The 11,554-nt window shown below is 59.1% G+C and carries 12 protein-coding genes; 11 read left to right on the top strand and 1 reads right to left on the bottom strand.

Annotated features, from left to right (window positions below):
- Window positions 1-116: 116 nt before the first annotated feature.
- From rpsP to rplS, 4 genes are read left to right on the top strand one after another with little or no spacing between them, the layout of a single operon-like run.
- On the top strand, window positions 117-368 hold the full coding sequence (gene rpsP / locus D8U60_RS03050; protein ID WP_003185073.1) for a 30S ribosomal protein S16: 252 nt from the start codon (window positions 117-119) through the stop codon (window positions 366-368).
- A gap of 5 nt (window positions 369-373) precedes the next feature.
- The gene (rimM, locus tag D8U60_RS03045; protein WP_110600203.1) at window positions 374-910 is read left to right on the top strand and encodes a ribosome maturation factor RimM; all 537 of its coding nucleotides are present in this window, start codon (window positions 374-376) and stop codon (window positions 908-910) included.
- Between the two features lie 2 nt (window positions 911-912).
- A complete protein-coding gene (trmD, locus tag D8U60_RS03040; RefSeq protein ID WP_038860625.1) occupies window positions 913-1,665 on the top strand; it encodes a tRNA (guanosine(37)-N1)-methyltransferase TrmD in 753 nt (250 codons plus the stop codon).
- Between the two features lie 45 nt (window positions 1,666-1,710).
- Window positions 1,711-2,061 carry a 50S ribosomal protein L19 gene (gene rplS, locus D8U60_RS03035; protein WP_003175895.1) on the top strand — a complete coding sequence of 117 codons (351 nt, stop codon included), beginning with the start codon at window positions 1,711-1,713 and terminating at the stop codon, window positions 2,059-2,061.
- Between the two features lie 166 nt (window positions 2,062-2,227).
- Here the strand turns inward: rplS and D8U60_RS03030 are convergent, their stop codons facing one another.
- On the bottom strand, window positions 2,228-4,036 hold the full coding sequence (locus D8U60_RS03030; RefSeq protein ID WP_130899440.1) for a sodium:proton antiporter: 1,809 nt from the start codon (window positions 4,034-4,036) through the stop codon (window positions 2,228-2,230).
- A gap of 108 nt (window positions 4,037-4,144) precedes the next feature.
- Here D8U60_RS03030 and xerD point away from each other — a divergent pair, with 108 nt between their 5' ends.
- The 7 genes from xerD to D8U60_RS02990 all read left to right on the top strand — a co-directional run bounded on the left by xerD (window position 4,145) and on the right by D8U60_RS02990 (window position 11,554).
- Complete coding sequence (gene xerD, locus D8U60_RS03025; RefSeq protein ID WP_016771535.1) at window positions 4,145-5,041, top strand: site-specific tyrosine recombinase XerD; 897 nt, start codon at window positions 4,145-4,147, stop codon at window positions 5,039-5,041.
- A gap of 365 nt (window positions 5,042-5,406) precedes the next feature.
- Window positions 5,407-6,138 (top strand): bifunctional protein-disulfide isomerase/oxidoreductase DsbC, encoded by a 732-nt coding sequence (dsbC, locus tag D8U60_RS03015; RefSeq protein ID WP_016771534.1) that lies wholly within the window; start codon window positions 5,407-5,409, stop codon window positions 6,136-6,138.
- Window positions 6,139-6,269: 131 nt separating this feature from the next.
- A complete protein-coding gene (locus D8U60_RS03010; protein WP_024011722.1) occupies window positions 6,270-7,574 on the top strand; it encodes a homoserine dehydrogenase in 1,305 nt (434 codons plus the stop codon).
- A 107-nt stretch (window positions 7,575-7,681) separates the two neighbouring features.
- A complete protein-coding gene (gene thrC / locus D8U60_RS03005) occupies window positions 7,682-9,091 on the top strand; it encodes a threonine synthase (RefSeq protein ID WP_024011723.1) in 1,410 nt (469 codons plus the stop codon).
- Window positions 9,092-9,211: 120 nt separating this feature from the next.
- Window positions 9,212-10,585: a transporter substrate-binding domain-containing protein gene (locus D8U60_RS03000; protein WP_122880362.1), complete on the top strand. Its 1,374-nt coding sequence runs from the start codon at window positions 9,212-9,214 to the stop codon at window positions 10,583-10,585.
- Window positions 10,586-10,702: 117 nt separating this feature from the next.
- Window positions 10,703-11,110 carry a response regulator gene (locus tag D8U60_RS02995; RefSeq protein WP_016771531.1) on the top strand — a complete coding sequence of 136 codons (408 nt, stop codon included), beginning with the start codon at window positions 10,703-10,705 and terminating at the stop codon, window positions 11,108-11,110.
- Between the two features lie 162 nt (window positions 11,111-11,272).
- Complete coding sequence (locus tag D8U60_RS02990) at window positions 11,273-11,554, top strand: DUF3509 domain-containing protein (RefSeq protein WP_016771530.1); 282 nt, start codon at window positions 11,273-11,275, stop codon at window positions 11,552-11,554.

The following is an 11,554-nucleotide window of genomic DNA, read 5'->3' as shown; positions in this document are numbered from 1 at the left end:
CGCCGGAAAAAGTCATTTGCAAAAGTCCGGATATTCCTTAGAATATGCGGCCTTTCGGGCACCCATGCCCGCTGTGCATTTAGATTTGCAGCACCGACTACAGGAACGATGTTCACATGCTAACAATCCGTCTTGCCCTTGGCGGCTCCAAAAAGCGCCCGTTTTACCACCTGACCGTAACCGACTCGCGTAACCCGCGTGACGGCTCCCACAAAGAACAGGTTGGTTTCTTCAACCCTGTTGCCCGTGGTCAGGAAATCCGTCTGTCCGTGAACCAAGAGCGCGTTGCCTACTGGCTGAGCGTTGGTGCACAACCTTCTGAGCGCGTTGCTCAGTTGTTGAAGGAATCTGCCAAGGCTGCGGCCTGAGCAATATGAACGCGACGCCAGCCCCTGCCGATGATTTGATCGTTATTGGCAAAATTTATTCTGTTCATGGCGTTCGCGGCGAAGTGAAGGTTTATTCCTTTACTGATCCGACTGAAAACCTGTTGCAGTACAAAACCTGGACGCTCAAGCGCGAAGGCAATGTCAAACAGGTCGAGCTGGTCAGTGGACGCGGGAGCGACAAGTTCCTGGTCGCCAAGCTCAAGGGTCTCGATGATCGTGAAGAAGCTCGTCTTCTGTCCGGTTATGAGATCTGCGTGCCGCGCAACCTGTTCGCTGAATTGACCGAAGGCGAGTACTACTGGTACCAGCTGGAAGGTCTGAAGGTCATCGACACCCTTGGGCAACTGCTCGGGAAAATCGATCATCTTCTGGAAACCGGCGCCAATGATGTAATGGTCGTCAAGCCTTGCGCTGGCAGCCTGGATGATCGCGAACGCCTGTTGCCCTATACGGAGCAATGCGTGTTGGCCGTCGACCTGGAAGCGGGCGAGATGAAGGTGGATTGGGACGCGGACTTCTGAACGTGGCTAACTTGCGCGTAGAAGTGATCAGTTTGTTTCCCGAGATGTTTTCCGCCATTGGCGATTACGGCATCACCAGTCGTGCGGTCAAACAGGGGCTCTTGCAGCTGACCTGTTGGAATCCGCGAGATTACACGACGGATCGGCATCACACTGTGGACGATCGCCCGTTTGGCGGTGGTCCGGGCATGGTGATGAAGATCAAGCCCCTGGAAGATGCGCTGGCTCAGGCCAAGGCAGCAGCCGGGGAGGCGGCGAAGGTGATTTACCTGTCCCCCCAAGGCCGTCAACTGACTCAGTCGGCGGTACGCGAGCTGGCACAATCGGATGCATTGATCCTGATTGCCGGCCGCTACGAAGGCATTGACGAGCGCTTTATTGAGGCTCATGTCGATGAAGAGTGGTCGATTGGCGACTATGTACTGTCTGGCGGCGAGCTGCCGGCCATGGTCCTGATCGATGCGGTTACACGACTGCTGCCTGGAGCTTTAGGGCATGCGGATTCCGCTGAGGAAGATTCCTTTACGGATGGTCTGCTGGATTGCCCGCACTACACCCGACCGGAGGTGTATGCGGATCAGCGTGTTCCCGACGTGTTGCTGAGTGGCAATCACGCGCATATCCGGCGTTGGCGTTTACAGCAGTCCCTTGGTCGGACCTATGAACGACGCGCCGATCTTCTGGAAAGCCGCTCGCTTTCTGGAGAAGAGAAGAAGCTGCTCGAGGAATATATCCGCGAGCGGGACGATAGTTAACAACGTATCGATGGTAGATCGAACGATTTACCTTAGGAGCACAGCATGACCAACAAAATCATCCTTGCACTCGAAGCAGAGCAGATGACCAAAGAAATCCCTACCTTCGCCCCAGGCGACACTATTGTCGTTCAGGTGAAAGTGAAGGAAGGCGATCGTTCCCGTCTGCAAGCGTTCGAAGGCGTTGTAATCGCCAAGCGTAACCGCGGCGTGAACAGTGCGTTCACCGTTCGTAAAATCTCCAACGGTGTTGGCGTAGAACGTACTTTCCAGACCTACTCCCCGCAGATCGACAGCATGGCTGTCAAACGTCGCGGTGACGTACGTAAAGCCAAGCTGTACTACCTGCGCGACCTGTCGGGTAAAGCAGCACGCATCAAGGAAAAACTGGCTTAAGCCCAGCTTCCGATGCAGAAAAAAGCAGCCTACGGGCTGCTTTTTTGTTGCCCGGGATTTGTGCTGCAAAGATCTTCAGTCTGTCCGTGACCCAGTCGCGGCCTTCGCGAGCAGGCTCGCTCCCACAGGAATACAGTGGGAGCGAGCCTGCTCGTGAATCGATCCATCAGGCGCTGGAACCTTGCGGTTGAATCAACGCCAGCAACGTCCACCCAGCCCCCGGCTTCAACGCCGTTTCCGGTGTCACCACATGCACCCAGCCGCTGTCATCACGCATGAACAGCAGCGTCGCGCGATTGCCGTGCAGCGCTTGGTAATCCTCCCAGCCGAAGCCGTCCGTCAATGTCGTGCTGTAAAGCTCCGCTCCCTGGCCCATCTGGCCGGCCAGTTTCGAATAGGTCAGTGCCTCACTGCCTAATTGATTGCCCCGGTGTTCCAGGCTTGCGCGGTGCTTGTCGCTGCGGCGGCTTTCGTGGCCGCTGGCCAGACCGAACAGGCGCTGATGACCGAAGTCATGACGAAAGCGCATCGCCGCCAATGTGTTCAGCTCGCCCGACGGTGACAGTGCCAGCAAATGCCCCAACCCCACCAGGTCCAGATGCGCGTCGGCATGCTGCGACGCCGGGTTGCCGAAATAAGTCGGCAAGCCTTCCATGCGTGCCGCGCGGATATTCTCCCAGCTCGAATCGGTCAGCAGCACGCGGCTGCCCAGCTGTTGCAGCGACTTGCCCAATTCGCGGGCCGGGCCATTGGCACCAACGATCAGAAAACCGCTCGGCGCCGGTTCGGCGACCTTTAACAGCCGTGCCAGCGGTCGCGCCGTTGCGCTTTGCAAAACCACGGTGCCGATGATTACTGCAAAGGTCAGCGGCACCAGGAGCAGGGCGCCTTCATGTCCGGATTCATCCAGGCGAATCGCGAAAATCGCCGAGACAGCCGCAGCGACGATCCCGCGCGGCGCGATCCAGCACAGCAACGCCCGTTCGCGCCAGCTCAGACTGGAGCCGGCGGTGCTAAGCAAAACATTCAACGGACGGGCGATCAGCTGGATCACCAACAGCAGAATCAACACCAGCGGTCCCAGACCAAGCAAAGCGTTCAGATCCAGGCGCGCCGCGAGCAGGATGAACAGTCCGGAAATCAGCAATACGCTGAGGTTTTCCTTGAAGTGCAGGATGTGCCGCACGTCCACGCCTTTCATGTTGGCCAGCCACATGCCCATCAGCGTCACCGCCAGCAGGCCGGACTCATGCATCACCTGGTTGGCACCGATGAAGATCGCCAGCACCGCTGCCAGCGAGGCCAGATTGTGCAGGTATTCCGGCAGCCACTGACGCCGGATCACCGTCCCCAGCAGCCAACCCCCGACGACACCAAACACGGTGCCGCAGAGAATCACCCCGCCGAAGGTGAAGAGGCTTTGCTTGAGGCCATGGCCTTCAGCGCTGGCGATGATGAAGCTGTACACCACGACCGCGAGCAGAGCGCCGATCGGATCGATGACGATGCCTTCCCAGCGCAGGATGTTGGCAATCGAAGCTTTTGGCCGCACCACCCGCAGCATCGGTACGATCACGGTCGGACCGGTGACCAGCGTCAGGCTGCCAAACAGAATCGCCAGCATCCAGTCGAAGCCCAGCAGAAAGTGCGTGGCTACCGCGATGACGATCCAGGTCGAAATCGCACCGAGGGTCACCAGTCGATGAACGACGCTGCCGATCTCTTTCCATTCCGACAGGTGCAGGGTCAGGCTGCCTTCGAACAGGATCAGCGCCACCGCCAGCGACACCAGTGGCATCAGCAGCGGGCCGAACATTTCCTGCGGGTCGAGCCAACCCAGCAGCGGGCCGGCCAAAATGCCGGTCAGCAGCAGAAACAGAATGGCCGGCAGCTTCAGGCGCCATGCCAGCCACTGACAACCCAGCGCCGCCGCGCCGATCCCGCCAAATGCCAAGAGAATTTGCTGCTCGTTCATTGATGCTCCCTGTTCCTTGATCTGGCTGGCTATGAAAGACTAGCGGCCATTCCCGTCGTTCACTGTCTATTTGCGCACAGTGTTAAAAACTGCCTGCCCCGAGCACCCATGCCTGCCATCGACCATCCGCTGATTGATCAATTTCTCGACGCTTTATGGCTGGAGAAAGGCCTGTCCGACAACACCCGCGACGCCTATCGCAGTGACCTCGCGCTGTTCAACGGCTGGTTGCAGGAGAAAAATCTCGAGCTGATCAATGCCGGCCGCGAATTGATCCTCGATCATCTGGCGTGGAGGCTGGAGCAAAACTACAAGCCGCGCTCCACCGCGAGATTTCTCTCCGGGGTGCGTGGCTTTTATCGCTATCTGTTGCGGGAAAAACTGATCAGCGTCGACCCGACGTTGCGCGTCGACATGCCGCAACTGGGGCGGCCGTTGCCCAAATCGCTGTCGGAAGCCGATGTCGAAGCGCTGCTCAAGGCGCCGGATCTGAGTGACGCCATCGGCCAGCGTGACCGCGCCATGCTGGAAGTGCTGTATGCCTGTGGCCTGCGCGTGACCGAACTGATCAGCCTCACGCTGGAGCAGGTCAACCTGCGCCAGGGCGTATTGCGGGTGATGGGCAAGGGCAGCAAGGAGCGTCTGGTGCCGATGGGCGAGGAGGCGATTGTCTGGGTAGAGCGTTATATGCGTGATGGTCGTGGCGAGCTGCTCGGTGGCCGCCCCAGCGATGTGCTGTTCCCCAGTCAGCGCGGCGAGCAGATGACCCGGCAGACGTTCTGGCATCGGATCAAGCATCAGGCCAAGGTCGCCGGGATCAGCAAGTCGCTGTCGCCGCACACCTTGCGCCACGCGTTCGCCACACACCTGCTCAACCATGGCGCGGACTTGCGCGTGGTGCAGATGCTGCTCGGGCACAGCGACCTTTCCACCACCCAAATCTATACCCACGTCGCCCGCGCCCGCTTGCAGGACTTGCATGCCAAGCACCACCCACGCGGCTGACACATCCCATATTGTTGAAATACTGACCTGTGGCGAGGGGATTTATCCCCGTTCGGCTGCGCAGCAGTCGCAAACCCGGCTGGCTCGATTTGACTGAAAGATCGCGGTGGATGGTTTAGGGCTGCTTCGCAAACCATCGGGGATAAATTCCCTCGCCACAATAATGTGTGTCAGCCACATGTGGTTGTGGGTCAGTTGTACAAGCATGAAGATGTGTCAGTTGCACATGAGTGTGTGGCGACAGGCGCATTCGGCCCTCGTGACCTTATGTGTTAGGCTTTGCCGGTTTGCACGATGGACGGTTATGACCCGGTGTTTCGCACGGGCGTTCTGACCGTTTCATTGGCCCGCCCTCAGGAGTACTCATGCGTCTGACCCAGATTTTCGCTGCCGCCGCCATTGCGTTGGTGAGCACCTTTGCCGTCGCCGACGACGCGGCTGACAAAGCCATTCGTCAAAGCCTGGAAAAACTCGAACTCGAGGTTCCGGTCGAGAGCATCAGTGCCAGCCCGTTGCCTGGCATGTACGAAGTCAAACTCAAAGGCAGCCGCGTGCTGTACGCCAGCGCCGATGGCCAGTACATCGTGCAGGGCAACCTGTATCAGCTGGCGAATGGCAAACCGGTCAACCTGACCGAGAAGACCGAACGCCTGGGCATTTCCAAACTGATCAATGCCATCCCGGTGGCCGAAACCGTTGTCTACCCGGCCGTGGGCGAGACTAAATCGCATATCACCGTGTTCACCGACACCACCTGTCCGTACTGCCACAAACTGCACGCCGAAGTGCCCGAGCTGAACAAGCGCGGCATTGAAGTGCGCTACGTGGCGTTTCCGCGCCAGGGCCTGAATTCGCCGGGTGACGAGCAGCTGCAAGCAGTGTGGTGCTCGAAAGACAAGAAAGCCGCCATGGACAAAATGGTCGATGGCAAGGAAATCAAGGCCGCCAAGTGCGATAACCCGGTTTCCAAGCAATTCGCCCTCGGTCAGTCGATCGGCGTGAACGGTACACCGGCCATCGTTTTGGCCGACGGCCAGGTCATTCCGGGCTACCAGCCGGCGCCACAAGTCGCCAAACTGGCGCTGGGCGCGAAGTAATTCGCATCGTCACGGGCAACCGTTGACGATCGTGGTCCGGCGGCAACAGCGCCGGGCCATCAACAGAGAGCCGCGAGCACGCGGTTGTTTTCCGGCCGACCCTGTGTCGGCCGTTTCATGGGGAGTTCACAGTGAATCCGGTCAAAGTAGGCATCTGTGGGTTAGGGACCGTCGGTGGCGGTACCTTCAACGTACTTCAGCGCAACGCCGAGGAAATTGCTCGTCGTGCCGGGCGTGGAATCGAAGTGGCACAAATTGCCACGCGCACGCCAAAGCCTCAGTTCCAGACGACCGGTATTGCGATTACCAACGATGTCTTCGAAGTGGCCACGAACCCTGAGATCGACATCGTCATAGAGCTGATGGGCGGCTACACCGTTGCCCGCGAGCTGGTACTCAAGGCCATCGAGAATGGCAAGCATGTGGTCACCGCGAACAAGGCGCTGATAGCCGTTCACGGTAATGAGATTTTCGCCAAGGCACGCGAGAAGGGCGTGATCGTGGCATTCGAAGCAGCGGTGGCCGGTGGCATTCCGGTGATCAAGGCGATCCGCGAAGGCCTGTCCGCCAACCGCATCAACTGGGTTGCCGGGATCATCAACGGTACCGGCAACTTCATCCTCACCGAAATGCGCGAAAAAGGTCGTACGTTCGAAGACGTGCTCGCCGAAGCGCAAGCGCTGGGTTACGCCGAAGCCGACCCGACCTTCGACGTCGAGGGCATCGATGCCGCGCACAAGCTGACCATTCTGGCGTCGATTGCCTTCGGCATTCCGCTGCAATTCGACAAGGCTTACACCGAAGGCATCACCAAACTGACCACCGCCGACGTCAACTACGCCGAAGCGCTGGGCTATCGCATCAAGCACCTCGGCGTGGCGCGCAGCACTGACGCCGGCATCGAGTTGCGCGTGCACCCGACGCTGATTCCGGCCGATCGCCTGATCGCCAACGTCAACGGCGTGATGAACGCAGTGATGGTCAACGGCGACGCCGCCGGTTCGACGCTGTTCTACGGTGCCGGCGCTGGCATGGAGCCGACCGCTTCGTCGGTGATCGCCGATCTGGTCGACGTCGTTCGCGCGATGACTTCCGACCCGGAAAACCGTGTGCCGCACCTGGCCTTCCAGCCGGACTCGCTGTCGGCGCATCCGATCCTGCCGATCGAAGCCTGCGAAAGCGCTTACTACCTGCGCATTCACGCCAAGGATCATCCGGGCGTACTGGCGCAGGTGGCGAGCATCCTGTCGGAGCGCGGCATCAATATCGAATCGATCATGCAGAAGGAAGTCGAAGAGCATGACGGCCTGGTGCCGATGATCCTGCTGACCCACCGCGTGGTCGAGCAGCGCATCAACGATGCGATCACCGCGCTGGAAGCACTGGCTGGCGTTGACGGCCCGGTTGTACGGATCCGCGTCGAACATTTGAACTAAAAAGCAGCGGCAAGCTTCGAGCGGCAAGTGGCAAGAGAGAAGCAGTCTGGCTTTTACTTGCGACTTGCAGCTTGCAGCTTGCAGCTCAAACCGAAGGTTTGAAAAAAATGCGATATATCAGTACTCGCGGCCAGGCCCCGGCCCTGAATTTCGAAGAGGTCCTGCTGGCCGGTCTGGCGACCGATGGCGGTCTGTACGTCCCGGAAAACCTGCCACGTTTCACTCAGGAAGAAATCGCTTCCTGGGCCGGCCTGCCGTATCACGAACTGGCCTTCCGGGTGATGCGTCCGTTCGTCACCGGCAGCATTCCGGATGCCGATTTCAAGAAGATTCTCGAAGAAACCTACGGCGTGTTCGCCCACAGCGCCGTGGCGCCACTGCGTCAGTTGAACGGTAATGAATGGGTGCTTGAGCTGTTCCACGGCCCGACCCTGGCGTTCAAGGACTTCGCCCTGCAACTGCTCGGTCGTCTGCTCGATTACGTGCTGGAAAAGCGCGGCGAGCGCGTGGTGATTGTCGGTGCCACCTCTGGTGACACCGGTTCTGCGGCCATCGAAGGCTGCAAGCACTGCGAAAACGTCGACATTTTCATCCTGCACCCGCATCAGCGCGTATCGGAAGTGCAGCGTCGGCAGATGACAACGATCTTCGGCGAAAACATCCACAACATCGCCATCGAAGGCAACTTCGATGACTGCCAGGAAATGGTCAAGAACAGCTTCGCCGACCAGAGCTTCCTCAAAGGCACGCGTCTGGTGGCGGTGAACTCGATCAACTGGGCGCGGATCATGGCCCAGATCGTTTACTACTTCCATGCGTCCCTGCAGTTGGGCGGTCCGGCGCGTTCGGTGTCGTTCTCGGTACCGACCGGTAACTTCGGCGACATCTTCGCCGGTTACCTGGCGCGCAACATGGGCCTGCCGATCAACCAGTTGATCGTCGCGACCAACCGCAACGACATCCTGCACCGCTTCATGAGCGGCAACCAGTACGTCAAGGAAACCCTGCACGCAACGCTGTCGCCGTCGATGGACATCATGGTGTCGTCGAACTTCGAGCGCCTGCTGTTCGACCTGCACGGGCGTAACGGTGCGGCGATTGCCGGCCTGATGGACTCGTTCAAAAAGGACGGCAGTTTCAGCGTCGAGCAAGAGCGCTGGACCGAAGCACGCAAGCTGTTCGATTCCCTGGCGGTGGACGATGCGCAGACCTGCGAAACCATCGCCGACGTCTACGAGCAAACCGGTGAGGTGCTCGACCCGCACACTGCCATCGGGGTGAAAGCCGCGCGCGAATGCCGTCGCAGCCTGGATATCCCGATGGTCATTCTGGGTACTGCCCATCCGGTCAAGTTTCCTGAGGCAGTGGAGAAAGCGGGTGTAGGAAAAGCGCTCGAACTACCTGCACATCTTTCTGATTTGTTTGAGCGAAACGAGCGCTGCACGGTTCTGCCAAACGACCTGAAAGCCGTGCAAGCCTTTGTCAGCCAGCATGGCAACCGCGGCAAGCCGCTCTAAGCCAGTAAAAGCTGTCACATTTTGAAGCCCGTCTCCTGACGGGCTTTTTTGTTTCTGCTGCCACACTGCTCGGGTTTTCACCCACGAAGGACGGGTGAGTCGATCACGAAGGAAATGGCAATGCTGTTTTACAGAGGTTTGAAACCGGCACTGGGCTGGTTGTTTTTGTTGGCGGTGCTGGGGTGGACACACAGCGGCATGGCAGCGCAAATGGCACTCGATCAGGCCAATGCGTCAGCCAGTGTCCAGGCTATCGAGCTGGATGCGCACGAGCAGCAATGGATACGTGACAACCCCAGAGTGACGGTGGCATCGGTGCAATATCCGTTGTACCTGTTTCAGGACGAACATGGCCAGTGGAGCGGTCTGAACAACGATGTGCTCAAGCGCGTCAGCGCAATGACCGGCCTGCAATTCGAGCACCAGGAATCGTTCTCTACCGACCATATGCTCGATCGCCTGCAAAGCGGGGTCGCGGACATCAGTACGACCTTGGCCATGAGTGATGATCGCAAGGCGTTTCTCGATTTCAGTCATGCTTTTGGAGGGGCAGGCTGGGTTTTTGTCGGACATGCCAATACCCCGCGGGTGGAGTCTTTCGAGCAACTGGCCAAGCGCGTTCTGGTGCTGCCCGCCCGTCATGCCCTGGAGGATGCGATTCGCCGCGATTATCCGTCGATTGAAATACGCTCGGTGAAAACCTACGCCGAAGCTCGGGCGCTGGTCGAGAGCGGTGAAGCCTACGCAACCATCGAAAACGAAATCGGCGCGCAGCTCTATCCGTTGGGCATGCTCAAGGTCGGTGCCCTGGTAGAGGGCAAGTGGGAAGCCGATCATCTGGCTGTACGAAAAGGCATGCCGCAACTACTGAGTATTCTCAACAAGGCGTTGGAAGCGTTCCCTGCGGCGGAGTTGCGGGCGATGCGTCTCAAGTGGCTGGCAGGCGTTTCGCCGCCGCCCGTGCCCTCCGTCTGGGAACGGCTGGTCGAGTGGGCATGTTGGGCGATGGGGGTAATCGGCGTTTTCGGAATGCTGTCGCTGGTGTGGAACAGGCGTCTGGCAGCCGTAATCAAGCTGCGCTGCGCAGCGGAAAAGGAGCTGGGTGATCAACTGGCCTTTCAGCACGCCCTGATCGATTCGATGCCGGATCCGGTGTTTGTCCGTGATCTGCACGGGCGCTTGATCATCTGCAATCGCAGTTACGAGGAAGCACTGTCGGTGCGCCTGGACCAGATGCAGGGGCGCCTGCTGATCGAAGTCGATGCGTTTCCGGAAACCACCGCGCGGATGCTGCACGATGAATTCATCGCCCAGTTGCAGACCCGCAAGTCGCGCTTCACCAAACGACAGCTGCTGTTCAAGGGCGGGTCTCGCGAGGTGTATCAGTGGACCGTGCCGTTTTACAGCGGTGACGGTAAATTGCGCGGCCTGTTGGGTGGCTGGACCGATATCACTCAGCGCAGGACCGAGAGCGGGTGTCGCTGTCTGCAGTAAAGAAGGGAAATGTCCTGCAAGACGCGGCTACTTTTCTGATGGGAGGCTTAAGACGCCTGCCCTAGAGTGAACGACAACTGCGGTGAGAGTCCGCGATGATCGCTCCAGAGGTCGCCCATGCGCTCGCTTAAAGTCCTGATTCTTGAACCCAACCCGTTCCAGCTGATGGCATTGCATCAAATGCTCAATGCCATCGGCATCTACGATGTATTGACCGCGCCTTCGCTGGCGTCAGCCTTGAGTTCACTGGGGCATCGCGGCGCGGTCGATATCGCCATTTGCGATCCGCAGCTCAAGGGTGGCGATGGGCTGGCTTTGATTCATCACCTGGCGGCGCACCATGAGGCGCGGGCCCTGATTCTGCTGGGCTCGGTCGCGCAGAGTCTGATGAGTGATCTGGAGCCGCTGCTCCGCCAGCAACGCCTGCGCCTGCTGGGACGGCTGCAAACGCCGGTTTCGGCGGTGTTGATGAGAGGTCTGCTGGACAGTTATCTGATCACCCCGCAGGAGCTCATCGAGGCCTGAAACCGGCGAATATTTTTCTGTCATCTTCGCCGTGCATGCTCTGTCAGACGCGGACCCGCAAGGTCGGGACGCGACAGGCAGAACTTTCTTCTCGGGCCGGTGGTCATTTAATGTGAACACGCCCCAGGCACTGTGTTTTCGGACTATTGAGTGGAGATCGAGATGGAAAGTATCAGTCTATTGCTCGGTGAGGCTCTGAGCCCGTATCAGGTGACGCTGACCCCTCGCGGCAGCCATGGTGAATGTCTGGTGACGCTGAAGAACAGCAGCGGCGCCATTGTGGTGGAACGCGAATTCAATCAGGCCCAGTTGAGCGACAAGCGCTTGCTGACCGACGTGGTGGACGGCCTGCACCGTGACGTGATGATCGCCGAAGGGCGGTTGGAACCCTGCGTGATTGCGGCGTTGCGCAATGCAGCTCTGGACAAGCGTCCGGCCCTGTAA

The organism is Pseudomonas sp. Sample_11 (assembly GCF_004307505.1).
GTDB classification, from domain to species: domain Bacteria; phylum Pseudomonadota; class Gammaproteobacteria; order Pseudomonadales; family Pseudomonadaceae; genus Aquipseudomonas; species Aquipseudomonas atacamensis.
Note: the sequence above shows the minus strand (reverse complement) of the source record. Positions and strands in the feature narration are given on the sequence as shown.

Coding starts and splice junctions, on each gene's coding strand:
- rpsP (WP_003185073.1), top strand. CDS start 117: ATGCTAACAATCCGTCTTGCCCTTGGCGGCTCCAAAAAGCGCCCGTTT.
- dsbC (WP_016771534.1), top strand. CDS start 5,407: ATGCGTCTGACCCAGATTTTCGCTGCCGCCGCCATTGCGTTGGTGAGC.
- rplS (WP_003175895.1), top strand. CDS start 1,711: ATGACCAACAAAATCATCCTTGCACTCGAAGCAGAGCAGATGACCAAA.
- rimM (WP_110600203.1), top strand. CDS start 374: ATGAACGCGACGCCAGCCCCTGCCGATGATTTGATCGTTATTGGCAAA.
- D8U60_RS03030 (WP_130899440.1), bottom strand. CDS start 4,036: ATGAACGAGCAGCAAATTCTCTTGGCATTTGGCGGGATCGGCGCGGCG.
- D8U60_RS02995 (WP_016771531.1), top strand. CDS start 10,703: ATGCGCTCGCTTAAAGTCCTGATTCTTGAACCCAACCCGTTCCAGCTG.
- D8U60_RS03000 (WP_122880362.1), top strand. CDS start 9,212: ATGCTGTTTTACAGAGGTTTGAAACCGGCACTGGGCTGGTTGTTTTTG.
- thrC (WP_024011723.1), top strand. CDS start 7,682: ATGCGATATATCAGTACTCGCGGCCAGGCCCCGGCCCTGAATTTCGAA.
- D8U60_RS02990 (WP_016771530.1), top strand. CDS start 11,273: ATGGAAAGTATCAGTCTATTGCTCGGTGAGGCTCTGAGCCCGTATCAG.
- xerD (WP_016771535.1), top strand. CDS start 4,145: ATGCCTGCCATCGACCATCCGCTGATTGATCAATTTCTCGACGCTTTA.